This window comes from Oceanobacillus phoenicis (genome assembly GCF_047238145.1).
GTDB lineage: Bacteria > Bacillota > Bacilli > Bacillales > Amphibacillaceae > Oceanobacillus.
The window spans coordinates 658741-684433 of the sequence record NZ_JBDFME010000001.1 but is presented as its reverse complement, the minus strand read 5'-3'; the positions used below and the strand labels follow the sequence as shown (position 1 = coordinate 684433).

31 protein-coding genes are annotated in these 25693 nt (G+C 36.7%); 29 read left to right on the top strand and 2 right to left on the bottom strand.

Annotated features, from left to right (window positions below; all coding sequences use genetic code 11):
• Position 1: 1 nt before the first annotated feature.
• Positions 2-286, bottom strand: a complete 285-nt coding sequence (locus ABC346_RS03815) for a hypothetical protein (RefSeq protein ID WP_413233602.1) — start codon at positions 284-286, stop codon at positions 2-4.
• A 123-nt stretch (positions 287-409) separates the two neighbouring features.
• On the opposite strand from ABC346_RS03815, the gene ABC346_RS03810 reads away from it, so the two are divergent.
• From ABC346_RS03810 to rsmI, 17 genes are all read left to right on the top strand, one after another.
• Positions 410-1441, top strand: coding sequence for an NADH:flavin oxidoreductase/NADH oxidase (locus ABC346_RS03810; RefSeq protein WP_413233601.1), 1032 nt, complete (start codon positions 410-412; stop codon positions 1439-1441).
• Positions 1442-1639: 198 nt separating this feature from the next.
• Positions 1640-3349 carry a DNA polymerase III subunit gamma/tau gene (dnaX, locus tag ABC346_RS03805; RefSeq protein WP_413233600.1) on the top strand — a complete coding sequence of 570 codons (1710 nt, stop codon included), beginning with the start codon at positions 1640-1642 and terminating at the stop codon, positions 3347-3349.
• A gap of 35 nt (positions 3350-3384) precedes the next feature.
• Entirely contained in the window at positions 3385-3699 is a 315-nt protein-coding gene (locus ABC346_RS03800; RefSeq protein ID WP_413233599.1) for a YbaB/EbfC family nucleoid-associated protein, read from the top strand.
• A 172-nt stretch (positions 3700-3871) separates the two neighbouring features.
• The gene (gene recR, locus ABC346_RS03795; protein ID WP_017798792.1) at positions 3872-4468 is read left to right on the top strand and encodes a recombination mediator RecR; all 597 of its coding nucleotides are present in this window, start codon (positions 3872-3874) and stop codon (positions 4466-4468) included.
• A 33-nt stretch (positions 4469-4501) separates the two neighbouring features.
• Entirely contained in the window at positions 4502-4714 is a 213-nt protein-coding gene (locus ABC346_RS03790) for a YaaL family protein (RefSeq protein WP_413233598.1), read from the top strand.
• Between the two features lie 172 nt (positions 4715-4886).
• Positions 4887-5150, top strand: coding sequence for a pro-sigmaK processing inhibitor BofA family protein (locus ABC346_RS03785; protein ID WP_413233597.1), 264 nt, complete (start codon positions 4887-4889; stop codon positions 5148-5150).
• A gap of 70 nt (positions 5151-5220) precedes the next feature.
• Positions 5221-5418, top strand: a complete 198-nt coding sequence (locus tag ABC346_RS03780) for a sigma factor G inhibitor Gin (RefSeq protein ID WP_017798795.1) — start codon at positions 5221-5223, stop codon at positions 5416-5418.
• A 137-nt stretch (positions 5419-5555) separates the two neighbouring features.
• The gene (locus ABC346_RS03775) at positions 5556-6977 is read left to right on the top strand and encodes an aminotransferase class I/II-fold pyridoxal phosphate-dependent enzyme (protein WP_413233596.1); all 1422 of its coding nucleotides are present in this window, start codon (positions 5556-5558) and stop codon (positions 6975-6977) included.
• Between the two features lie 13 nt (positions 6978-6990).
• Complete coding sequence (gene tmk, locus ABC346_RS03770) at positions 6991-7668, top strand: dTMP kinase (RefSeq protein ID WP_413233595.1); 678 nt, start codon at positions 6991-6993, stop codon at positions 7666-7668.
• Positions 7637-7966, top strand: coding sequence for a cyclic-di-AMP receptor (locus ABC346_RS03765; RefSeq protein ID WP_413233594.1), 330 nt, complete (start codon positions 7637-7639; stop codon positions 7964-7966). Before tmk ends, ABC346_RS03765 begins: the two co-directional genes overlap by 32 nt.
• Positions 7967-7994: 28 nt before the next feature.
• Positions 7995-8426 carry a YaaR family protein gene (locus ABC346_RS03760; RefSeq protein WP_413233593.1) on the top strand — a complete coding sequence of 144 codons (432 nt, stop codon included), beginning with the start codon at positions 7995-7997 and terminating at the stop codon, positions 8424-8426.
• Positions 8427-8474: 48 nt separating this feature from the next.
• On the top strand, positions 8475-9464 hold the full coding sequence (holB, locus tag ABC346_RS03755; protein WP_413236504.1) for a DNA polymerase III subunit delta': 990 nt from the start codon (positions 8475-8477) through the stop codon (positions 9462-9464).
• Positions 9465-9468: 4 nt separating this feature from the next.
• The gene (locus tag ABC346_RS03750; RefSeq protein WP_413233592.1) at positions 9469-10293 is read left to right on the top strand and encodes a PSP1 domain-containing protein; all 825 of its coding nucleotides are present in this window, start codon (positions 9469-9471) and stop codon (positions 10291-10293) included.
• Positions 10294-10307: 14 nt separating this feature from the next.
• Positions 10308-10670: a DNA replication initiation control protein YabA gene (yabA, locus tag ABC346_RS03745; RefSeq protein WP_413233591.1), complete on the top strand. Its 363-nt coding sequence runs from the start codon at positions 10308-10310 to the stop codon at positions 10668-10670.
• 268 nt (positions 10671-10938) lie between these two features.
• The gene (locus ABC346_RS03740; protein ID WP_413233590.1) at positions 10939-11679 is read left to right on the top strand and encodes a tRNA1(Val) (adenine(37)-N6)-methyltransferase; all 741 of its coding nucleotides are present in this window, start codon (positions 10939-10941) and stop codon (positions 11677-11679) included.
• A complete protein-coding gene (locus ABC346_RS03735; protein WP_413233589.1) occupies positions 11672-11932 on the top strand; it encodes a GIY-YIG nuclease family protein in 261 nt (86 codons plus the stop codon). The genes ABC346_RS03740 and ABC346_RS03735 overlap by 8 nt, the downstream gene beginning before the upstream one ends.
• Before the next feature lie 6 nt (positions 11933-11938).
• A complete protein-coding gene (gene rsmI / locus ABC346_RS03730) occupies positions 11939-12820 on the top strand; it encodes a 16S rRNA (cytidine(1402)-2'-O)-methyltransferase (RefSeq protein WP_413233588.1) in 882 nt (293 codons plus the stop codon).
• Between the two features lie 379 nt (positions 12821-13199).
• On the opposite strand, the gene abrB is transcribed toward rsmI, so the two are convergent.
• Positions 13200-13475, bottom strand: coding sequence for a transition state genes transcriptional regulator AbrB (gene abrB, locus ABC346_RS03725; RefSeq protein WP_017798806.1), 276 nt, complete (start codon positions 13473-13475; stop codon positions 13200-13202).
• 340 nt (positions 13476-13815) lie between these two features.
• Between abrB and metG the strand changes: the two genes are divergently transcribed.
• The 12 genes from metG to glmU all read left to right on the top strand — a co-directional run bounded on the left by metG (position 13816) and on the right by glmU (position 25665).
• A complete protein-coding gene (gene metG, locus ABC346_RS03720) occupies positions 13816-15837 on the top strand; it encodes a methionine--tRNA ligase (RefSeq protein ID WP_413233587.1) in 2022 nt (673 codons plus the stop codon).
• Positions 15838-15955: 118 nt separating this feature from the next.
• Positions 15956-16726: a TatD family hydrolase gene (locus ABC346_RS03715; protein WP_413233586.1), complete on the top strand. Its 771-nt coding sequence runs from the start codon at positions 15956-15958 to the stop codon at positions 16724-16726.
• 256 nt (positions 16727-16982) lie between these two features.
• A complete protein-coding gene (locus ABC346_RS03710) occupies positions 16983-18194 on the top strand; it encodes a G5 domain-containing protein (RefSeq protein ID WP_413233585.1) in 1212 nt (403 codons plus the stop codon).
• An 85-nt stretch (positions 18195-18279) separates the two neighbouring features.
• On the top strand, positions 18280-18849 hold the full coding sequence (gene rnmV / locus ABC346_RS03705) for a ribonuclease M5 (RefSeq protein ID WP_413233584.1): 570 nt from the start codon (positions 18280-18282) through the stop codon (positions 18847-18849).
• Complete coding sequence (gene rsmA / locus ABC346_RS03700) at positions 18839-19720, top strand: 16S rRNA (adenine(1518)-N(6)/adenine(1519)-N(6))-dimethyltransferase RsmA (protein WP_413233583.1); 882 nt, start codon at positions 18839-18841, stop codon at positions 19718-19720. The genes rnmV and rsmA overlap by 11 nt, the downstream gene beginning before the upstream one ends.
• Positions 19721-19805: 85 nt before the next feature.
• Positions 19806-20681: a sporulation peptidase YabG gene (yabG, locus tag ABC346_RS03695; RefSeq protein WP_413233582.1), complete on the top strand. Its 876-nt coding sequence runs from the start codon at positions 19806-19808 to the stop codon at positions 20679-20681.
• 240 nt (positions 20682-20921) lie between these two features.
• Entirely contained in the window at positions 20922-21170 is a 249-nt protein-coding gene (gene veg, locus ABC346_RS03690; RefSeq protein ID WP_011064455.1) for a biofilm formation stimulator Veg, read from the top strand.
• A 271-nt stretch (positions 21171-21441) separates the two neighbouring features.
• Complete coding sequence (locus tag ABC346_RS03685; RefSeq protein ID WP_413233581.1) at positions 21442-21615, top strand: small, acid-soluble spore protein, alpha/beta type; 174 nt, start codon at positions 21442-21444, stop codon at positions 21613-21615.
• 177 nt (positions 21616-21792) lie between these two features.
• Positions 21793-22635, top strand: a complete 843-nt coding sequence (gene ispE / locus ABC346_RS03680; RefSeq protein ID WP_413233580.1) for a 4-(cytidine 5'-diphospho)-2-C-methyl-D-erythritol kinase — start codon at positions 21793-21795, stop codon at positions 22633-22635.
• A gap of 68 nt (positions 22636-22703) precedes the next feature.
• Entirely contained in the window at positions 22704-23513 is an 810-nt protein-coding gene (purR, locus tag ABC346_RS03675) for a pur operon repressor (RefSeq protein ID WP_413233579.1), read from the top strand.
• A 162-nt stretch (positions 23514-23675) separates the two neighbouring features.
• A complete protein-coding gene (spoVG, locus tag ABC346_RS03670; protein ID WP_011064459.1) occupies positions 23676-23966 on the top strand; it encodes a septation regulator SpoVG in 291 nt (96 codons plus the stop codon).
• Between the two features lie 331 nt (positions 23967-24297).
• Positions 24298-25665 carry a bifunctional UDP-N-acetylglucosamine diphosphorylase/glucosamine-1-phosphate N-acetyltransferase GlmU gene (gene glmU / locus ABC346_RS03665; RefSeq protein ID WP_413233578.1) on the top strand — a complete coding sequence of 456 codons (1368 nt, stop codon included), beginning with the start codon at positions 24298-24300 and terminating at the stop codon, positions 25663-25665.
• The last annotated feature ends 28 nt before the right edge of the window (positions 25666-25693 follow it).

The window sequence follows — 25693 nt, the reverse complement described above, 5'->3', positions numbered from 1 at the left end:
ATTAGAATTTTTTAACCGAACGAGGTTGGGACATAAAAAAGTTTTGTTTAAAAGACGGTTGAAAGCTAGAATAAGCGTAAGAAATAAACGGAGACTCCTTGAAAATAAAAATCAATTTTCTGCGTGCGATGCAATGCTGACGAATCCTTCCTTGTCCTGTGGGAGGAAGGCCTAGTTGAGATCCCGATGCATGAGCAACCGGAGGCTCATCAGCCGCCTTAGGATAAGCGAAGTATATTTCTGAAGCGGGTTTCAAAAGCAAATCATTCGGATTTATCTTTTGCATGAATACTTTTGTCCCAGCCTCTTTTTGAGCAAAACTATTATCACGGTAAAGCAGATAAATTGCAATACTACCAAGGGCTAAGTAAGATGTAACTTAATTACATTCCTTAAAAGAGGTGGTTATATGGCTCAATTAGATACCGAATATAAGGTAAAAGGATTGTCTTTAAAAAATAAAATTGTGATGGCTCCAATGTGTCAATACTCTGTAGATGCAAAGGATGGAATCCCAAATGATTGGCATTTTGTTCACTATGTATCACGAGCTGTTGGTGGAGCAGGATTAATTATTGTAGAGATGACAGATGTCGATCCTGATGGTCGTATTACAGATTATGATTTAGGGCTATGGTCAGATGACCATGTTCCAGCATATCGTCGTATTGTGGATGAAGTGCATCGTCACGATACGAAGATTGGAATTCAAATCGCACATGCTGGCCGTAAAGCAGAAGATGCAGAGCCACCTGTAGCACCATCTGCAATCCCAGTAACACCTGAAAGTAAAGTACCTCGTGCGTTGACTACGGAAGAAGTAAAACAAACTGTTAAGCAGTTCCAAGATGCTGCTAGGCGTGCAGTAGAAGCGGGATTTGATACGATTGAAATTCATGGTGCGCATGGATATTTAATTCATCAATTTCATTCCCCATTGATTAACAAACGAGATGACCAATATGGAGAAGATTTATCCTTATTTGGAGTGGAAATAATTCAAGCAATAAAAGAAGTGATACCAGAAGATATGCCACTCTTAATGCGTATTTCAGCGATGGAATATATGGATGGTGGATATGATTTAAATCATTCTGTAGAAATTGCTAAAAGATATCAAGAAGCTGGTGTGGATGTATTCCATATTTCTAGTGGTGGAGAAGGACCTCCAGGAAAAAGAAAACCTGCCAATCATCCAGGCTATCAACTCCGATTTGCTCGTACATTTAGACAAGAATTAAATGTACCTATTATTGCTGTTGGTGTATTAGAGAATTCGAAAGTTGCAGAAGCAGCGCTTGGTAATGAAGATGCAGATTTAATTGCCATTGGACGTGGAATGTTAAAGGATCCTTATTGGGCGATACATGCGATTGAAGAAATTACTGGGATAGCGGTTCCACCTAAACAATATGAACGGGCATTTCCGCGAAAAAAATAATTGTTTCCAGAAGAAGCTATAACGAATGGGATAGGCTATATTAGTGAATATGATGCTAATATAGCTTTTTCGTTATATAGGAACAAAAAATCATACATTGCTATACGGATGTTCTGCTCTTTTCTTAATCTCCAAGGTTCACATAAGACCCTTTCATCGGGTATAATGAAAATTAGATTAATAAGGGGAATGTAAACTATGAGTTATCAAGCATTATACCGTGTATGGCGGCCACGAACATTTGAAGATGTAGTAGGACAAACACATATTACTCGAACATTGCAAAATGCGATTGAACAGGATAAATTTTCGCATGCTTATTTATTCTCTGGTCCACGTGGGACAGGGAAAACAAGTGCTGCAAAAATATTTGCACAAACTATCAATTGTGAGCATGCCCCTGTGAAGGAGCCTTGTAATGAATGTGTAGCATGTCGAGGTATCCAAGATGGATCAATATCTGATGTAATTGAAATTGACGCAGCTTCCAATACAAGTGTAGATGATATTCGTGATATTCGTGATAAAGTGAAGTATGCGCCAAGTACGGTGCCGTATAAAGTGTACATTATTGATGAGGTACACATGATATCGGTAAATGCATTTAACGCTTTACTGAAAACGTTAGAAGAACCACCGAAGCATGTTGTGTTTATTCTTGCAACAACAGAACCACATAAAATCCCCTTAACGATTATTTCTCGCTGTCAACGTTTTGACTTTAAACCGATCTCCAATCAATCGATTGTTGGACGAATGCAAACAATTATGCAAGCAGAAAGTATTCAAGTCACGGATGAGGCTTTAGAGTCTGTTGCGCTTGCTGCAGAAGGTGGAATGCGAGATGCTTTAAGTATATTGGATCAAGCCATTTCTTACAGTGAAGAGCAAGTCACATTAGAAGATGTTTTAGCAGTTACAGGTGGCGTATCGCAAGTAGTTCTTCATAAAGTCGTTTCTGCGATGAATGAAAATAATGTCCAAAATGTATTAGTAGCATTGGATGAGATGATTCGAACTGGTAAAGACCCGGGGAAATTTGTACAAGATTTAATTTATTTTATGCGAGATCTTTTATTGTATAAGAGCTCTTCATCTTTATCCGATATGCTAGAAAGAGCTGTAGCGGATGATTCATTCAAACAATTGTCAGAACGTGTATCCAACCAATGGATTCAACGCTCGATTATTGAATTGAATCAATGCCAGCAAGAAATGAAATGGTCTAATAGCCCGAAAGTATTTATCGAGATTGCATTATTAACAATCACTAATTATGGACAAGAACAAGTTGCTCCAGAGGGCATTCATACAACATCTACTGTTGAATCCGAAGTGGTATTACAATTACAAAGCAAGATGCAACAGTTGGAAAAAGATATTACTACATTAAAAGAAAATCCACCTGCATCTGTTACACCTAGTACACAAACATCGACCGAGCGAAAAAGACCGAATACGAGATCATCGAAAAATAGTTATAAGATTCCATATGATCGAATTCGTGATACACTAGGAAGAGCGGAGAAGAGTGAATTAAAAAATGTACACGCGCACTGGGCTAATTTCTTAACCAAATTAAAAACAACAAATGCACCAGCGCATGCCACAATACAAGATAGTAAACCAGCTGCTGCTTCGGATGATACATTGATTGTTGCATTCAAATACGAAATCCATTGTTCTTTATTTTTAGATCACCGAGAAATGGCTGAGTCTTTACTTGGGGGAATGGATAAACAACGTACTATCATCCCTATTCCAGAACAAGCGTGGAACGAAGTACGTAATGATTATATTCAAAATCAGGATAAATCAAAAGAAGAATCTGAAGAGCAGCAATCAGATCCTGTAGTAGATGAAGCGAGGAAGCTATTTGGTGATGACCTGTTAGAAATACATGATTAAATTATATAGATAACTATTACAAGGAGGTATTTTCCATGAAGGGAAATATGAACAATATGATGAAGCAAATGCAAAAAATGCAAAAGAAAATGATGCAAGCTCAAGACGAGCTACATGAAATGACATTCGAAGCTACTGCTGGTGGTGGAATGGTAACTGTAAAAGCAAACGGCAAGAAAGAAATTATCGATGTAGAAATTAAAGAAGAAGTGGTAGATCCAGATGATATCGATATGCTTCAAGATCTTATTCTAGCAGCAACAAATGATGTACTTAAACAAATTGATGATAAAACAAACGATACAATGGGCCAATTCACCAAAGGCTTAAATATGCCAGGAATGTTTTAGAAGCTAAATAATAAGGCATACAAAGACAAGGCGTCTGGCTAATGCGAGACGCCTTATTTTGGCAGTTAAGAAAGTACAAATCTTTCTTTCTGCATTAATTGCAGCAGGTATTGGTATTTTACCAAGGAGTTCAACCATAAAATAATTTTGTGGTTGTGTAGGAGGAAACATCATGTATTATCCAGAACCTATCACTAAATTAATAGATAGCTTCTCCAAGTTGCCAGGTATCGGCCCAAAAACAGCCGCTCGTTTGGCTTTCTTTGTGTTGAATATGAAAGAGGATGACGTATTAAATTTTGCTAATGCATTAGTTAGTGCAAAACGAGAATTATCTCATTGTACTGTATGTGGACATATAACGGATCAAGATCCATGTGCGATCTGTACGGATACAAGTCGGGATGGCTCAATTATTTGTGTTGTTCAAGATCCAAAAGATGTGATTGCAATGGAAAAGATGAAAGAATTTCATGGGAAATACCATGTGCTTCATGGTGCTATCTCACCTATGGATGGAATTGGACCGGAGGATATCAATGTTCCTGACTTAATCAATCGCTTAAAAGATGAGGAAGTAGAGGAACTTATACTTGCAACCAATCCTAATATTGAAGGAGAAGCAACTGCAATGTATATTTCACGATTAGTAAAACCTTCTGGAATTCGAACGACGAGGATTGCCCACGGGCTGCCAGTAGGTGGAGATTTAGAATATGCCGATGAAGTAACATTATCAAAAGCATTAGAGGGTAGAAGAGACGTTTAATAATGCAGGAATGTAGGGGTTAGGTGAAGGGTTATGGGGAAAAAACTTAGAAAACGAGATGTAGATCAAGAATTATTAAATTCTCTGTACCATGTAGATCATGAATGGAAACAACTTCAGAACATTGTAAGACAAAGTATTGAACCAACACAAAGTGGTCAGCATGAAGAAAAGTTAGCAAAAGCTAAATATATGTTTCTTATTCGTGAAGCACGTATACGTAAAGTAAGTGCGTTACGTGTATAGTTTCATAAAATGAATGGAAAATATAGAAGTTGAAAGATAACATGCTGATGAATAAGTCTTAGCGTGCCAACTTCATTGTGCGTTCTGCGCTTTTCTTAGAAAATATAGTTCTATCAATCGATTTTTCTTCATACGTTACAGTAAAGAGATATGGAGAAGAGGTTGATGTGAGATGAGTTCGACCATATTTATAAGCATTATTGTTGGATTAATAGTTATTCTATTACTCGTTGGAGCGCCTGTGAAGCCAATGAAGTATATTGGACAGGCTACCATTAAACTAGGAATTGGAATGTTGTTCTTATTTTTTATTAATGTGTTTGGAGGAGCAATTGGCCTCCATATTCCGATTAATCTATTTACCGTATTTGTATCAGGATTCTTAGGCGTGTTTGGAATCGGCTCACTTGCTGCCATTCATCTCTTTGTATTGTAAAAGCTTTCAAAGATTTTGGGTATACTTTCCGTTAGATTAGGAGATACTAGCTTTTAACGGAGGTGGAGAAATGGAGCATACAAACGTCTTTGAGCTAGAGTGTTGTGGGATATGTGAAGAAAGAAAAAAAGAAGGTATTCACCTGTACACGATGTTCATATGCACGGAATGTGAGTATAACATGATCCATACAGAACCTAGAGAAGAAAAATATAATTATTATTTACGTAAATTAAAAAATATGAATCAACCAAAATTATATTCATAGTTCAAAATTTAAAACGATGGAATAGTAAAAAGTCTTTGTTTACAAAGGCTTTTTTTGTGCGTGAAAAACAGTAATTCATCCGTTTTTGACATAGCTTTGTGTTTTTCTTATTGTATAGGATAGAGGAAATAAGGGAGATGAAGAAGTTGGATCAATCTTGTATGCCATTAGTAGATCATTTGAAAAATTTCAGTTTAAAAAAAACGTTATCATTCCATGTTCCAGGGCACAAGCATGGATTGATTTTTCCTGAAGCAGCTAGAGGACTTTTTTGTTCTATATTACCTGTAGATGTAACGGAAATAGCTGGGATGGACGACTTGCATGCACCTAGTCAAATCATTGCAGATGCAGAATATTTAGCAACAGATTATTTCAAATCGGATCACACCTTTTTTTTAGTTGGTGGATCTACAGTAGGAAATTTAGCAATGATCATGGCGGCTTGTAATCCGGCAGATGAGGTAATTGTTCAACGAAATTGCCATAAGTCAATAATGAATGGTTTAGAACTTGCAGGTGCAAAACCAATCTTTATAGCTCCAGAGTGGAGAGATGATCTACAACGATATGCTGCACCATCCTACGACACAGTAAAACAAGCAATCTTGAGATTTCCGAATGCAAAGGCCCTTATTCTCACGTATCCAGACTACTTTGGAACGACTTTTGATATTCAGTCCATGATTGAATTCGCACATATCAATCATATTCCTGTATTCGTTGATGAAGCACATGGTGTCCACTTTTCATCGTCAGAAAAATTTCCAGTATCGGCATTGCAATTAGGAGCAGATGTTGTGGTACAATCTGCACACAAAATGGCTCCCGCTATGACAATGGCTGCGTATTTACATATAGGCACTTCACGTATAGAAAAACATCAGCTTGCTTATTATTTGCAGATGTTACAGTCGAGTAGTCCATCTTATCCTATAATGGCTTCTCTAGATGCAGCTCGATATTTTTTAGCACAATTATCGAATAAAAACATTCAAGACATCTTAGTCAGTGTAGGAGAAGTCAGAAACATATTCTCTCAAGCATCCTTCTGGGAATGGATACCTAGTGATGATCCGTTAAAATTAACGTTTCACGTGAAACAAGGATATAAAATTAATGAGATAGAAACGATGCTTGAAAATCATGGGATTTATCCAGAGTTAACGACAGAAAATCAATTTTTATTCATACATGGTCTTGCGCCTTTTGTACAACAAGGTTATTTGAAAAAAACAATACAATTGGTAGAGGAACAATTAAAAAATTCAATGAAACATGCTACAATAGAAGGGGCAAGGCTTTTAACCAATCCTATAGAGGAACTAGCGTTGTCGTACCAAGAAATGAAACACATGACATCCCTTCTTGTCCCATTTGCTCAAAGTGAAGGTGAAATTGCAGCAGAAGCAGTGATCCCATATCCCCCTGGTATTCCAGTCATACTCAAAGGCGAGAGAATTACGAAGGCGCATATTACAAAGATTCAGCTTTTGATTCAACAAGGAGTAACCATTCAGCAACGGGAAGAAGGAATACGTATATATAGGAAGGCATGAAGGAGACACATATATGGCTGGTTTGTTTATTACATTTGAAGGTGGAGAAGGTGCTGGAAAAACAACAGTTATCCAACATATCTTCCAAAAATTAATTGCTCAAGGGATTGATGTTATTCAAACAAGAGAACCCGGAGGAATAAAAATATCGGAGAAGATTCGAAGTATTATACATGATCCAGAACATCTGGAAATGGAAGAAAGAACGGAAGCTCTATTATATGCAGCCGCTAGAAGACAACATTTAGTGGAGAAAGTATTTCCTGCTTTGGAACAAGGAAAAGTAGTGCTCTGTGATCGCTTTGTAGATAGCAGTTTAGCATATCAAGGATATGCTAGAGGATTAGGAATAGATGAAGTTTATGCGATTAATCAGTTTGTTATTCAAGATTGTAGTCCAGATTTAACGCTTTTTTTCGATATTGAACCAAAAAAGGGATTAGAACGTATTGCGGCGAATAAAAATAGAGAAAGAAATCGATTAGATCTAGAAAATATCCAGTTTCATGAAGCTGTTTATGAAGGGTATCAAAAAGTGAAGGCACGTTTTCCGGAGCGGATAAAGACGGTTCAAGCGGGGCAATCATTAGAGGCTGTGGAACAGGATGCCATGGATATAATCAGTTCTTTTTTAAATGAAAACGAAAAGGGTGGTAACAATGAAATTAATTATTACGGTGATTCAAGATAAGGATTCAAACCGTCTCGTTAATGCGCTAGGAGAACATAATTATAAGACAACAAAACTAGCAACCACAGGTGGGTTTTTAAAAGAAGGAAATACGACGTTAATGATTGGTTGTAATGATGAAGATGTTGATCGTGCATTAGAAATAATTAAAGATAATTGTTCACACCGCGAACAGATGGTAGCACCAATATCACCAATGGGTGGAAATGCTGACTCTTATATTCCGAGACCTGTAAAAGTAGAGGTTGGCGGAGCAACGGTATTTATCGTACCAATCGAATCTTTTTATAAATTTTAATGAGTTACGATGAAAGGGGACTGAAGACATGAAAATTACGAATGAGATGCAAACAAAGACGGAAACAAAATTTCATCGGTCTTCAAAGGTGGAAGATCCTTCTTTTCAACGAATGGTTCAGTCCCAAACAAAGCAATTAAATCAGCAAGAATTTCATCAGCTTGTACAACAAATTAGCAAGCAAGGAAGTAAACTTGCTCAATACCGTTCTTTCCGAGAATTAGTGAAATTTAAGCGAATGGTTAAAAGTTTTTTAGATAAAGCAGTCGTAAAAGGTTACAAGCTTGAGAAGTCACATAGTTTTGGACTGCAAGGAAGTCGGCATCTTTCGATAGTAAAAGCAGTAGATGAGAAATTAATTCAATTAGCAGAAGATATAATGGATGAAGAAAAGAAGACAGTAGATATATTAGGTCTAATTGGTGAGATCAAGGGTCTATTGATTAATATATATACATGAATGAATAACAAGCGATCCCTATTGGGAATCAATTAGGATGGATGAATGATGATAACTTGGGAGGAAATTACAGACCTTCAGCCGATTGCTAGTCGAACAATCATCAATAGTATAAATAAAGGAAGAGTATCCCATGCTTACCTTCTACAAGGCGAACGAGGAACTGGTAAGCGTGAAATTGCGCTATTGTTAGCAAAATACTTATTCTGTTTGCATCGTGAAGGAGCAAACCCTTGTCATACATGTAATAACTGTAAACGGATAGATTCGGGGAATCATCCTGATGTACATTGGATTGAACCAGATGGACAATCGATAAAAATCGAACAGGTACGTAATTTGCAAAAGGAATTCACGTATTCAGGGATGGAGTCGAATCAAAAAGTATATGTCATTCAAGATGCAGATACGTTAACGGTAAATGCAGCAAATCGTTTGCTCAAATTTTTAGAAGAACCTAGTAAACAAACGACTGCTATTATGATGACAGAAAATGTACATTCGATTCTACCAACTATCCGTTCCAGATGCCAAATCATAGAATTACAGCCGCTACCTCCTGATGTACTAAATCAACGATTGCAAGCTGAAGGGGTTCATCACTTTGAAGCGAATCTTTTAAGTGCTTTAACGAATAATACAAAGGAAGCATTGTCATTACACCAAGATGAGTGGTTTGCAGGTGCAAGAAAGATAGTGGTACAATTAATAGAAATGTATGTTCAAAAACCAGAGGACGTTTATTTATTTATCCATCAACAATGGATCCCTCATTTTAAAGAACGTACAGAGCAACAAATGGGATTGGATTTATTATTATTAGGATTTCAAGATATCCTTCATCAACATATAAAAGAAGACTCCACACCAGTCTTGTTACCGCAGGATGAGTTAAAAATGGAGAGGGCAATGATGTCTTTTTCCAAAGAGCAATTACTATTTACGTTGCAGCTGATTTTAACAGCGAAACGAAAATTAAAGCAAAATGTCCAACCGACGTTAGTAATGGAACAATTAGCACTTCAAATACAGAGGTGAAAAAATGATAGAAGTTATAGGAGTACGATTTAAGAAAGCGGGAAAAATCTATTACTTCGACCCAGACGAAGATAATATAGAGTTAGATAGTTACGTTATTGTTGAAACGGTTCGAGGGATTGAATTTGGTAAAGTAGTGATCACGAACAAGCAGGTAGACGAAGAAGATGTTGTTCTACCACTTAAGAAAGTTATTCGTGTAGCAGATGATAAAGACAAACGAACTGTCGTTGAAAATCAGGAACAGGCGCAAAAAGCCTTTGATATATGCACAGAAAAAATCGAACATCACGACCTAGATATGAATTTAGTAGAAGTAGAATATACATTTGATAGAAACAAAATTATCTTTTACTTTACTGCTGATGGTCGTGTGGACTTTCGTAATCTAGTGAAGGACTTAGCTTCCATGTTTAAAACACGTATTGAATTGCGACAAATTGGAGTACGTGATGAAGCAAAAATGCTTGGTGGTATTGGTCCTTGTGGTCGAATGTTATGTTGTTCTACGTTTCTAGGAGACTTCGAACCAGTATCGATAAAAATGGCGAAAGATCAAAATCTCTCATTGAATCCAGCAAAAATTTCTGGCCTATGTGGTAGATTAATGTGTTGTCTAAAATATGAGAATGACGATTATGAGACCGCGAAAAAAGAATTACCTGATATTGGTAAGTCTATGAAAACTCCTTATGGACAAGGTAAGGTAGTAGGACTTAATATCTTAGAACGTATGATTCAAATTGAGTTGCCTGAAAAAGATCGCGTGGTAGAATATACATTAGATGAATTAATTGAAGAAGGAATAGTTGCGCAAGCCACAGAATGATGAGGTGAGTGGGCGTGGGAAACAGAGAAATATTTGATCAGGTTTCCGACATGGAAAAGCAAATTGGGGAGCTTTATGAACAGTTGGGTGATTTAAAAGTGAAGTTAAGTGATTTACTGGAAGAAAATCATCGATTAGCACATGAAAATCACCATTTGCGCCATCATCTAGAAGAGTACAGACAAGATGGAGATACTGATTCAAAACAACCATTGGATGAAACAAAGAATAAACATCATATACTTCCAGGTGAAGGGTATGATAATTTAGCAAGATTATATGAAGAAGGGTTTCATATTTGCAACCTTGAATTTGGGAGCCCACGCAGAAATGAAGACTGCATCTTTTGTTTAGATTTCTTTGATAAAACGAAATAATACTATCTTAGTAAGAATGATATGTCCTTTCTGAATAAGAATTTTACATGGGCTGTCTCTAGCTTAGTGATTTAATTTTGTAGCAACGAAATGTTACTGCATATACGGGGAAAATTAATGAAGTGACTTAAAAATAAGGTTATACTACTTATGAAGGAGCTTTTGATTCTCTGTGCAGGTACGGTTGCAAAGATTAGTCAACTAATTTGGAGATAGCCTTTCTTCATTTGTAAATGAATTTGAACAAGTTTGTATAAAGAGGGATAACATGGTAGAACTTTATGATGATGAACGTACAGATTATTTATTAGCAAACAAAGAAATGAAAATAATACAAAGTCCAACAGCATTCGCATTCTCTTTAGATGCTGTATTACTTGCTGACTTTGCATCGATTCCTAAAAAGAGAGGTACCATATTAGATCTATGTACAGGGAATGGTGTTATTCCTTTACTGTTATCACGCAAAACAACAGCAGAGATCACAGGAGTAGAGATACAAGATCGTATCTACCATATGGCTGAACGGAATGTGCAATTAAATCAACTACAAGCACAATTACATATGATTCATGGAGATTTAAAAGAGATGCAAGCTGAACTTGGACAAAGCAGTTTCGATGTGGTTACTTGTAATCCGCCTTATTTTAAAACCCCTTCCAAAACAGAACATAATTTAAATGAATACTTAACGATTGCCCGACATGAAGTACACTGTACTTTAGAAGATGTGGTACGCGCATGTAAATTACATGTACGTCCAGGAGGAAAAGTAGCAATGGTACATCGTCCAGGTAGGTTAGTTGATATTATAGAGCTGTTTAGAAAGTATAAAATTGAACCAAAACGAATACAGTTTGTTTATCCGAAGAAAGGGAAAGAGGCAAATATGCTATTGATCGAAGGTATTCGAGATGGAAAAGCAGACATAAAAATATTGCCGCCTCTTTACATCTATGAAAAGGATGGTACCTATACCAAACAGGCGGAGGAAATTATTTATGGATGAGCAACATTATGTATATATATTACGTTGTCGTGATCAATCTCTTTATACGGGGTATACGAATAATTTAGAGCATCGTCTACAAATGCATGAAACGGGCAAAGGTGCTAAGTATACTCGAGGAAGAGGTCCATTCGAAGTATTGTATGTAAAGCAATTTATCGATAAGTCAGAAGCGATGCAAGAAGAATATCGTATTAAACAATTATCCCGCTATAAGAAGTTGAAGCTAATCGAATTCCAAGAACAGGAGTGATGACACGTGAATATACAAAAGAGCTTTGAGAATGAGGAAGCTGCTTTGTATGTAGTTCCAACACCGATTGGAAATCTTGAAGATATAACATATCGCGCCATTCGCATGTTAAAAGAAGCGTCGGTAATCGCTGCTGAAGATACGCGCAATACAAAAAAGCTTCTTCATTACTTTGAGATAGAGACACCTTTAATTAGTTATCATGAGCACAATCATCAAAGTCGTGTGAATCAGTTGATGGATAGAATAAAAGGTGGGGAAGTGGTTGCATTAGTCAGTGATGCTGGGATGCCTGCAATATCCGATCCGGGTGTCGAGCTTGTACAAGCAGCCATAGCAGAGGAAATAAAAGTAATTGTTCTTCCAGGAGCAAACGCAGCTTTATCTGCATTAGTTGGTTCAGGATTAACCACACAGCCTTTCACTTTTTATGGATTCCTACCTCGCAAGAAAAAAGAAAAAAAACAAATACTAGAGGATTTACAAAGATTAGAAGGAACGATAATATTTTATGAATCTCCATATCGCGTTAAGGACACTGTTGAAGTGATACAAGAGACATATGGAAATAGAAAAATGGCATTAGGAAGAGAACTAACCAAACGTTTTGAAGAATATATTCGCGGAACGGCAGAAGAAATTTTTTCATGGTGTACGAAAAATGAAATGCGTGGAGAATTTGTTGTCATGGTGGAAGGTCGAAATATGTCGGATGAATCTGAAATTCGACAAGAATCGACATGGTGGGAATCAATGTCATTACATGAACATGTCACTTATTATATAAATACGTCAGGTTTTAGCAGTAAAGAAGCGATCAAACAAACAGCAGTAGACCGAGGGATTCCTAAACGAGAAGTTTATCAAGCTTATCATATCCAAACATAAATAAAGCTGACAATTCAACAGAGTTGTCAGCTTTATTTATACAAGATAAGAAAGTAAAGGTCTTGGTATTCCAATCAATCATAGACAGAATCCGCTACGTCCAGCTTCAGCATCCAGAAACAAGGTGACTTCACGAAATCGCCCTACGATACAGAAGACTTGCAGAATGTTCTTTATGAGGATTAGTCACACCTATATCCTTGTGGTGAAGTTCATCATCGGTTCGTCACCTCACCGTGATTCCTTTATCTCAACGAAAAAAGGAAGTCCGACTATTGTCGAACCACCCTTGAAAGCAGTGGCGCACTCGCTACGTTTCTAGACGGACGCTTGCACTTTTGTTCTCCAACGTAAATAAGATTTTGGTACCGAATATGGCTTACTTAAAACGTGATTGTATTTCTTCCAACAGAATTTGAGCACCTGCTGGACTGAGGACTAAATTACCGTTTGCAATAGACAAGTTTTCATCGGAAACTTCTCCAGTAATTTGACAAGTCATATTAGGTTTGTATTTCTTGAGAACGATTTTATCATTGTCTACATAGATCTCCATTGTGTCTTTTTCGTGGATGTCCAATGTGCGACGTAATTCAATTGGTATGACTACACGGCCCAATTCATCGACCTTACGTACAATTCCGGTTGATTTCATTGTTTGACTCCCCCATACTCGAAAAAACACGGATATTAACTCTCCTCATACAAGTATTTATCCGTATTTTCCTTATTTATGATACTACATAAAAAAATCGCCATGGTTCGACACCTATATTAAAATCAGAATACCAACAAATTGCTCAGTTGTCAATCAAATTTTACTAAAAGTGGAAAAATTTGATTAGTTCTTTGGTCACCGTTTATTTCATCACAATAATGGCAACGGTATATAGAAGAAGTAAAGAGCGGTAAATGTACACGATTTGGCAAATTGCGTTATAATAGCTACAATAGAATCTATATATAATAAGGAAGAGATTTAGGAGGCACAACGAATGGCAAGAGAAAATGCATTTTATATAACGACGCCAATTTATTATCCTAGTGGAAAACTACATATTGGAAATGCGTATACTACAATCGCTTGTGATGTAATGGCACGATATAAACGCATGCGTGGATTCGATGTTTTTTACTTAACGGGTAGTGATGAGCATGGACAAAAAATAGAGCAAAAAGCGAAAGAGATGAATATTTCTCCGAAAGCCTACGTAGATGATATGGCTGCAGGTATGAAAAAATTATGGAATACATTAGAAATTAGTAATGATAAGTTTATTCGCACTACAGAAGAACAACATAAAAAAGTAGTTGCCGATATTTTTGAACGATTTTTAGAACAAGGTGATATTTACTTAGATGAATACGAAGGATGGTATTCGGTTCCAGATGAGACATTCTATACTGAAACGCAATTAGAGGACGTTGAAAGAGATGCAGATGGAAATGTCATAGGTGGAAAGTCTCCAGATAGTGGACATCCGGTAGAATTAATTAAAGAAGAATCTTACTTCTTCCGTATGAGTAAATACGCGGATCGTTTGCTCAAATTTTATGAGGACAATCCAGAATTTATTCAACCAGAATCTCGAAAAAATGAAATGATTAATAACTTTATTAAACCAGGATTAGAGGATCTAGCAGTTTCTCGTACAACATTTAGCTGGGGTGTACAAGTTCCAAGTAATCCAAAACACGTCGTATACGTATGGATTGATGCACTTACCAACTATATTACAGCTTTAGGTTATGGTACAGATGACACTTCCCTTTATGACAAATTTTGGCCAGCGGATGTGCATATGGTTGGGAAAGAGATTGTTCGATTCCACACTATTTATTGGCCGATTATGTTAATGGCTTTAGACTTGCCTTTACCGAAAAAAGTCTTTGCTCATGGCTGGCTTTTAATGAAAGATGGAAAAATGTCGAAATCAAAAGGGAATGTCGTTTATCCAGAAATGCTTGTCGAACGTTATGGTTTAGACGCGTTACGTTACTACCTCATGCGTGAAGTTGCTTTTGGAAGTGATGGTGTCTTTACACCGGAAGACTTTATTTCTCGTGTAAATTACGATTTAGCAAATGACCTTGGAAACTTATTAAATCGTACAGTGGCGATGATTAATAAGTATTTTGATGGAAAGGTTCCTGAATTTAAAGGTGAAGTAACTAGCGTTGATGGCGAGTTACAAACAATCGCAAACAATGCTATCGAAGAATATGAGAAACAAATGGAAGGCATGCAATTTAGCGATGCTTTAAAACAAGTTTGGATTTTAATTTCGAGAGCAAACAAATATATTGATGAAACAGAGCCGTGGATATTAGCAAAAGATGAAGGTCGTAGAGATGAGTTAGCAAGTGTGATGGTTCATTTAGCAGAAAGTTTACATGCTTCTGCACTAATGTTACAACCATTCTTAACCCATGCACCAAAGAAAATTGCAGAACAACTTGGTCTAGGAGAAGAATATGGATTAGATTGGAATACAATTGGGTTTGGCAATTTCCCAGAAAATACAACCGTCGTTAAAAAAGGTACACCAATCTTCCCTCGTCTTGATTTGGATGAAGAGGCTGCATATATTCGTGAACAAATGGCGAATGGTGCAAAAGGTACTGCTTCAGAAGAAGAAACGACCGATTGGGATCCTAATGAAACAGAACTCATATCTGAAAAAGAAAAACAGATTAAATATGATGTGTTTGATAAGGTTGAGCTGAAAGTGGCCGAAGTGAAGGATTGTAGGAAAGTAGAAGGCGCAGATAAACTTTTAAAATTCCGATTAGACGCTGGTGATGATGGAGATCGACAAATACTCTCCGGAATAGCTGAGTACTATTCAGAACCGGAGCAATTAATCGGAAAAAAAGTGGTTATTGTCGCTAATTTGAAGCCACGTAAAATGCGCGGAGAAATTAGTCAAGGAATGATATTATCAGCGGAATACGACGGCAAACTACAAATTGTCGAAGCGCCAAGTGAAGCGCCTAATGGTTCGTCAATTTCTTGAGCGATAAGAAATAAAGTAAAAACTATAAGTTAATTCGTACCGAGCTATATTTGGGTGACGCTTTGAATATCCATTATAGCTCGGTTTTTATTCAACAAAAAACAAAGGATGAACAAGTATGTTATTTGATACGCATGTACATTTAAATGCAAAGCAATTTGAAGATGATCGTGAAGAAACTATTCAACGAGCATATGATGCTGGTGTTGAAAATATGGTTGTTGTCGGGTTCGATAGAGAGACGATACCACTAGCAATTGAAATTGCAGAAAGCTATCCGGATATTTATGCTGCAGTAGGCTGGCATCCTGTAGATGCTATAGATATGACTGAAGAAGATCTTAACTGGATCGAGCAATTAAGTTCCCACCCAAAAGTGGTTGCCATTGGAGAAATGGGGCTTGACTATCATTGGGATAAATCACCAAAGGATATTCAAAAGAAAGTGTTTCGTAAGCAAATAGCACTTGCGAAAAAAGTAAACATGCCGATAATTATTCATAATCGGGAAGCAACAGAGGATATTATTAAGATACTTCAAGAAGAGAATGCAAAAGAAATTGGTGGAATCATGCATTGTTACAATGATTCAGTCGATTATGTACAAGATTGTTTGGACATGAATTTCTATATTTCTTTAGGCGGACCTGTGACCTTTAAGAACGCACCACTTCCAAAAGAAGTAGCTAAAGAAGTTCCTTTAGACCGTTTGTTAATTGAAACAGATGCACCATTTCTAGCCCCACATCCAAATCGAGGTAAAAGAAATGAGCCTGCATATGTTCGATTAGTCGCCGAACAAATTGCTGCTATAAGAGAAATGAGTGTAGAAGAAATTAGTGGAATAACCACAAGGAATGCAAGACGATTTTTTAAAATTGATGAATAAAACGAGCTATAAATTGTCATAATCAAGCTAAAAAATGGAAAAAGTGAGGAGGATAAACGGACTGTTTATCCTCTTTTTTTACAATTTGATAACAAGCTTCGGGACTAGATACATCATAGTATTTCGTCCAATATTCCTAGGTTATTGGTGAATTAGCAGGATAAATGTAATTGGTTTGTAAACGAACCGTAAACGGAATAGCTTTGACTTTGCATATACCTGTTAATATAATCAATTGGGAGTGAGGGGGGCTTTTATGATGAAGCTAATTTCAAAGTTATCAGGGTCGAAACAAAGACTGATAACATCAGGTATTGGTGTTTTTGTATTAATTCTTTTTTCGAGTTTTGTAATGTACGAAGCGACAAAAGCAAAAGTAGTATTTGCTGAAAACGGAGAAGAACTAACGATTAACACACACAAAGATACCGTTGGAGAGCTTCTGAATGAATTAGGTGTTGAGGTTGGCCAACATGATCTATTATCGCATCAATTAGATGCCTTGATTCAATCAGGAATGACAATTGATTATGTAGCTGCAAAAGAAGTAACAGTATCAATCGATGGAGAAGAGAAAGTCTATAATACAACTGCTGAATCGATTGCAACATTTTTTGAAGAAAAAAACTTAATGTTTACAGAAGACGATGAATTATCGCATAATACTTCAAGCAAGGTGGAAGATGGTCTACACATAGATGTCACAACAGCCTTTGAGGTAGAGATCTTGAATGGCAAAGACAAAACAGCAGTCATGACAACTGGAGGAACGGTCAAAGAAATTATTGAAAAGGCTGATGTATCCTATGATCAAGACAGCAAAGATAAAATAACTCCTAGTTTAAATGAAGAAGTTGAAAAAGGAGATACAATAGAAGTAGTTCGAGTAACAGAGGAAGAAAAAGTAGTCGAAGAAACGATTGACTTTGATACAAAAACAAAAGAAGATAGCTCCTTGCCAAAGGGAGAAGAGAAAGTAATTACTGAGGGTAAAAATGGATTAGTCTCAAAAACATATATGGTTACAATGGAGAACGGTGATGAAGTCGACCGGGAACTCATCGATGAAGTTGTAGAAGACAGTGTAACAAAAGTTATTGCCGTTGGGACTAAAGCTCAGCAAGCATCTAGCAATCATACCAATCATTCATCTAAGAACGCGAGCTCAAGTTCAAATGGAGAAACAATAACAATGAAAGCCAGTGCTTTTACATCTAGTTGTAGTGGTTGCTCTGGTGTTACCGCCACCGGTATTAATTTAAGTAGTAATCCAAACATGAAAATTATCGCAGTAGACCCTAGTGTCATTCCACTTGGTACGAAAGTACATGTAGAAGGATATGGTGAAGCTGTTGCTGGAGATACGGGCGGCAATATTGTCGGCAATCGTATCGATGTGCATGTGCCATCTAGTTCTGATGCATATGCTTGGGGTGTACGCACTGTAGAAGTGACAATTTTAGATTAGCATATTTTTATATGACGTAGGATAAAATGCTCTTATCATGCTATTATGGTAAGAGCATTATTTTTGTATGTTCGGAGGAAAGATAATGAGAGTTAAAGAAATGATTGTTGTAGAAGGCCGAGATGATACAGCTCGAATTCAATTAGCAGTCGACGCCGATACAATCGAAACGAATGGATCAGCGATAAATAAACAAACATTGGAAAAAATTCGCCACGCTCAACAGAAGCGTGGAGTAATTATATTTACGGATCCAGATTACCCGGGGGAACGTATTCGTAATATTATTAATGAACATATTCCAGGGTGTAAGCACGCTTTTTTACCAAAAGAAGAAGCGAAAAATAATAAATCGGATCGCGTGAGTCTAGGAATTGAACACGCTAGTGTAGAAGCAATACAAAAAGCACTGGAACATGTGTATGAATTAGCGGAAATGCAAATAAGTGATATAAATAAGGCAGATCTGATTGATTATGGACTAATTGGTGGAAAAAAGGCAAGTGAACGCCGTGAATGGTTAGGAAGTCATTTGAAAATCGGACACACGAATGGCAAGCAATTATTAAAGCGACTCACACAGTTCCAAATTAGTAAAAAACAGTTAGTAGAAGCTATAGAAGTAATGGATCAGGAGGTTCAATATGACGAATAAATACATCGCAACTCCCACTAGAACGAAAGAAATTTTAGGTAAATATCATTTTACATTTAAAAAAAGTTTAGGGCAGAACTTTTTAGTGGATGTCTCTGTTTTACAAAATATCATTCGCCATGCAGGAATTACAAAAGATACTGCTGTAATTGAAATTGGTCCGGGAATTGGAGCGCTAACCGAGCAATTAGCAATTCATGCTGATCAGGTTGTCGCTTTCGAAATTGATCAACGATTACTGCCCATTTTAAAAGATACATTGGGGGATTATTCCAATGTGAATGTGATTCATCAAGATATTTTAAAGGCGGATGTGACACAGGTCATTGCAGAACATTTTCAAAAAGATCAAGAAGTTCATGTGGTGGCAAATTTACCATATTACATTACGACTCCTATTTTAATGAAATTGATTCGTGACCGGTTACCAGTAACAAGTTTAACAGTCATGATCCAAAAAGAAGTCGCAGATCGCATGTCTGGAGAACCGAATACGAAAAGCTATGGTTCCTTAAGTCTTGCAGTCCAATATTATAGCGAGGCAAAAGTAGTAATGAATGTACCGAAGCAAGTGTTTATGCCACAGCCGAATGTCGATTCAAGTATATTACAACTAACTATTCGACAACAGCCACCAGTAGAGGTAACCGATGAAGATTTCTTTTTTGAAATTATTCAAGCAAGTTTTGCTCAACGTCGTAAAACATTAAAAAATAATCTCTCTCGCTTTTTTAAAGGAGTTCATGATAAAGAAAAAATCGAACACATATTACAAGAAGCAGGAATTGATGGAATTCGAAGAGGAGAATCACTGACTATGGAAGAATTCGCACAAGTAGCAAATTCATTTTTCCAATACGAACCTAAATAATATATAGAGCAGGTTGGTGTGCAAAAGGCACAATAGCCTGCTTTTTCTCATATGGTATAGGAGACATATCGTGTGAGGTGTACAGATGGTTATTGCAAACGGAGAGCTTGTAACACGAAAGTCATATGAACATGATTTATTATTTCGTGTGGTAGAGATAAAAAAAGATATTGCTGTTTTGCATGGAGAGGATTTGCGATTAGCTGCCGATGCCCCTATTAGTGATTTAGAGAAAGTAGATCAGCGAGAGAAAAAAAGAAGAAAAGAACAAGAAAAAGAAAAGCAAGAAACTTCGTATAGACTGTTCAGGCAAGATTATCAGTTGATGAGGGAGAAGCGAAATTATGAGGCAACAGATGGGTATTCGAATGCGGCGAATTATTTTCAACTACCTGCGAAAGTGTTGCATATGGATGGAGACGCAAACTATTTACGAAAATGTATACAATTATATCAACGAATTGGGTTACAAGTCCATGGAGTGCATTTAACAGAAGTTCAAATGCCAGAAGAAATTAATGATCTATTGGAGCGTATTCAACCAGATATTCTTGTTATTACAGGTCATGATGCATATTCAAAAAACAAAGGATTAAAGAATGATTTACGTGCTTATCGGCATTCGAAGTATTTCGTGGAAGCGGTAAGGGAAGCAAGAAGAGTAGTTCCTAATCTTGATCAGCTGATTATCTTTGCAGGGGCGTGTCAGTCGCATTTTGAATCCATTATTCGCGCTGGTGCCAATTTTGCTAGCTCCCCTTCAAGAGTAAATATTCATGCCTTAGATCCGGTATATATCGTTGCAAAAATAGCGTATACCCCATTTATGGAGAGTGTGTCGGTTTGGGAAGCATTAAGGAATACATTAACAGGAGAAAGAGGATTAGGTGGTATTGAAACAAAAGGATTATTGCGAACCGGTATGCCTTTTGTAGAGGAAACTAATGATGAGGAAATGTAAGGAGTCTTCCAAAAAAGAGAGGACTCTTTTTTTATTGCAACTCAGTAATCGAGCATCAAATGGAAGTATCAGTACGCTTTTTTTAACAAAATATACATATTTAATGAATATCTACACATAATAACAGAAATAGACAAAAATTATTGTTGACAGCAAAAACAATATGCTGATATAATATTAAGTTTTGTTTGACTTTTGGACAGGGGTATGTTAAAATTATCCTATGTGAGGTGGAGTGTAGTGGCAAAGACATTAATAGAAATTAAGCAAGGTCTTGAGTGTCAGGTAGGTCAACGATTAACACTCAAAGCAAATGGTGGACGGAGAAAGACGATTGAACGGTGTGGAATACTTGCAGAGACATACCCATCCGTTTTTATCGTAGAGCTTGATCAAGACGAAAATGCATTCGAACGTGTTTCCTATAGCTATGCAGACATACTAACAGAGACGGTAGAGTTGAATTTTCTAAAAGAAGTTCAACAATAATGTAGAACAGTAGACAAGTTTTCGTCTACTGTTTTTTTAGTTAGGAAAGAAATTAGAAACTCTTTTGACGTCATATCGTTCCTGCCTCCGTAATACCTTCAAGGAAATGAGGATAAACTAAAAGAGGAAAGTGGAGGAAGCTAGAAATTGCGTGGACTGAAGTTTAAAATTGCTACCTCATCTGGATAATTCTAACTCGTCTATCTTATATAAAGTTACATAAACTATAGATGCCGGATAGTAAAAGCTTAAATAGAGGGGGAACTTTTTCATGGGAAGACGTGGAATTATGTCAACGCAAATGAAAGAGGAAATAGCTAAGGAGTTAGGGTTTTACGATACGGTAGAGCAAGAAGGTTGGGGAGGCATTAAATCAAGGGATGCCGGAAATATGGTGAAGCGAGCAATAGAGATCGCTGAACAACAGATGAGAGGCAAATCCTAAATTTAGGGATTTGCCTTTTTTTGTCTCAATTTAGTCTCGATTTAAGGTCTGTTTAAGTAATTCTTTATACTTCAATTTTTTTATATTTATTCGCCTCTATATCTTGAATATGGTACAATAATCTATATTTTTAAGCCCGTGTAAAAAGAATGAAAGGTAGGTGATCTGGTGATTGTCATGGAGAAAGCACCTGCAAAGATTAATCTGTCTTTAGATGTTTTGCATAAGCGAGATGATGGCTATCATGATGTTGAGATGGTGATGACAACCATTGATTTATCTGACCGAATTGAGTTACAACAACTTCCTGAAGATAAGATTCAAGTTGCATTGGAAAGCAGATATGTACCCAGTGATGAACGGAATTTAGCTTATCAGGCAGCGAAATTATTTAAACAGACGTATCAAATTCCATATGGAGTTCGTATCCATATTGAAAAAAACATTCCTGTATCTGCAGGACTTGCTGGGGGTAGTACAGATGCTGCTGCGGTTTTACGAGGTTTAAATCGTTTATTTCATGTAAATGCTCCTTTAAAAGATTTAGCAAAATTAGGTTCAACTCTAGGGGCAGATGTTGCTTTTTGTGTGTATGGGAAGACAGCAATCGCAAAAGGATTCGGTGATCAAATAGAGATGCTTCCCTCACCACCAAATTGTTGGGTAATCACTGCAAGACCAGATATTGGAGTATCCACAAGAACGATTTTTGAACGGGTTGATCTACAACATCTTCATCATCCTGATACTAAAAATGTGTTAGAGGCACTACAACAAAAAGATTTTTATCAAATTTGTATAAGCTTAGGCAATGCTTTGGAAGATATTACATTCACGCTTCATCCGGAAGTTTATCGAATTAAGAATGCAATGTTGCAAGCCGGTGCAGATGGAGCGATGATGAGCGGCAGTGGTCCAACTGTTTTCGGTTTAGTGCAGCATTTTAGTAAAGCACAGCGGATTTATAATAGTATGCGTGGTTTTTGTGAAGATGTGCAATTAGTACGAATTCTAGGGTGAGTATTGTTTAAAGTCGTATATTAATGATATATTATATTTAAAACATTCGGGTTTGGAGGTGTAACAACGTGAAAAGAAGTAATCGTTTAGTAGTTTTGACAGATTATTTCCTGGAAAATCCAAGGGAGCATGTTAAATTAACTCATTTTGTAGAGCTTTGTAATACAACGAAATCTTCTGTTAGTGAAGATTTAGATATTATACATGACGTATTTCAGCAACAGGGAATGGGATATTTACATCGAACTACAGGCGCTGGCGGTGGAGTACAATATGTACCAGAATATGCTTCTGAGAAAAGTGGAGCATTTATAACGGAATTACAACGTCAACTAGAGGACCCGGTCCGTATATTGCCAGGTGGTTACCTTTATATGAGCGATATATTAGGAGATCCAAAAATGGTTCGTGAAATTGGAAGGGTATTTGCTTCGCGTTTTTCTAATTTAGAAATAGATGCAATTGTAACTGTAGCAACCAAAGGAATTCCTCTAGCGTATGCTGTTGCATCATTTTTACGAGTTCCTGTAGTAATTGCTAGAAGAGATCCTAAGGTTACGGAAGGATCATCTGTTAGTATTAATTATGTATCTGGTTCATCTCGTAAGATACAAACGATGGTATTACCTAAACGTAGTTTAAAAGAAGGATCCAATGTCTGCATCATTGATGATTTTATGATGGCAGGTGGGACGATCGCTGGTATAAAAAGTTTGTTGGAAGAATTTAATGCAACGGTTAAGGCAATAGGTGTATTAGCAGAAGCAGAAGATGAAGAAGAGAGAATTGTTAATGACTATACTTCTTTAATAAAAATTTCGCATGTAGATCTGCAAAATAATACAATAACGATATTACCAGGTAACTATAACATATAGATATATAAATAATTAGGTCTTTCAAACCATGATTTTTCATCTATTACCATTTTCTTATATTATTTTTAAAATATTTCATTTTTTTTGCAATTAAAGCAGGAATTTTATTTATTTTGTTGAATTAGTAGAAGTAAGATCAAAGAGAAAAGGTGGTGAAACATCATGGAAGTGACTGACGTTAGATTACGCCGCGTAAATACAGAAGGAAGAATGCGAGCGATTGCATCAATCACGTTAGACCAAGAGTTTGTTGTCCATGATATACGCGTAATCGACGGTAATAATGGACTATTTGTGGCTATGCCATCAAAACGAACTCCAGATGGTGAATTTAGGGACATAGCACACCCTATTAACTCCGGAACCCGTTCTAAAATCCAAGAAGCTGTTTTAGCGGAATATCAAAAGGCGGGCGAAGATGAAGTAAACTACGAAGAAGCAGGTGCTTCATAATTAAATATGATTGTGATAGGAGAAGGATTTAATCTATAAGGTTATCCTTCTTTTTTGTTGTTATTTAAGAAGGTACTAAACAGGACAAACATCTAAAATTTTCTATCTCATAGGCACAAAGCAAGGGAATATACGGAAGTGAAGTATGTGAGCAATAACTGGACTTTAGTCCTTAATATCTTGCTTTTGGAACAGATACCGCAATACCCCATAAAATTCTATTGTTTCCAACTAATTCCATTATTGTATCAATGTTTTCACTTTTATTGAAAAGATGGGCTAATTACGATATATTTTTAAGTGGATATTTAGAGATAATGGAGGTTTCCTAATGGCGAATCGATTTGCTGTAATATTAGCAGCGGGGCAAGGGACTAGGATGAAATCAAAGCTACATAAAATGCTTCATCCTGTTGCTGGCAGACCCATGGTGCAACATGTCGTTGATCAGCTGCAACAGGTTAATTTAAATAAAATTGTTACTATTGTTGGATTTGGAGCAGAAAAGGTGAAAGCACAACTTGGCGCTTCAAGTGAATTTGCATTTCAAAAAGAACAGCTGGGTACCGGCCACGCTGTTTTACAGGCAGAGGACCTATTGAAAGATGAAAAGGGTGTAACAATTGTTGCTTGTGGAGATACACCTCTTATTCGTGATGAAACATTTGAAGCTCTGATTCAATATCATGAGCAAACCGGCGCTAAGGCAAGTATTCTAACAACCAAAGTAGAAAATCCAACGGGTTATGGTCGTATCGTTAGAAATGACCAAGACGAGGTTGAGAGAATTGTTGAACATAAAGATGCCAATGAAGGCGAGAGATTAATTCAGGAAATTAATACGGGAACATATTGCTTTGATAACCAAGCGTTATTCGCAGCTTTAAAAGAAGTTTCCAATGATAATGCACAGGGAGAATATTATTTACCTGATGTAATTAAGATACTGCGCCATCAAGGTGATACGGTTAGTGCGTTCTTGACTCCTGATTTTGATGAAACAATCGGGATAAATGATCGTATAGCACTTGCAGAGGCAGAGAAAATAATGAAAAATCGCATCAATGAACAACATATGCGTAATGGAGTAAGTATTATTGATCCTGAACAAACTTATATTGAACCGGATGTTCAAATTGAATCAGATGTTATTCTCCATCCTGGAACAATATTAAAGGGTGAAACGACTATCCGGACTGGAGCAGAAATTGGTCCGCATACTGAACTTGAAAATTGTGAAGTTGGAGAGGAATCTGTCATAAGACATAGTGTTGCTACAAGCAGTAAAGTAGGGAATAGAGTAAACATTGGTCCGTTTGCTCATATTAGACCAGAGTCACACGTAGGTAACGATACAAAGGTCGGGAACTTCGTAGAAATTAAGAAAACAACCCTAGGTGACCATAGTAAAGTATCTCATTTAAGTTATATTGGTGATGCTGAAGTCGGTGAACGTGTTAATGTTGGCTGTGGAACCATTACAGTAAATTATGACGGTACGAATAAGTACTTAACTACAATTGAAGACGATGCATTTATTGGTTGTAATTCGAATCTAATTGCACCTGTAACGGTTGGAAAAGGTTCTTATGTAGCTGCCGGATCTACGATTACAAAAAATGTACCCGAAAATGCATTATCGATAGCAAGAGCAAGACAAACGAATAAGGAAGAATATGCATCTAAATTCAAAAAATAGATTAACAATTTTATGGAGGTAATCAAAT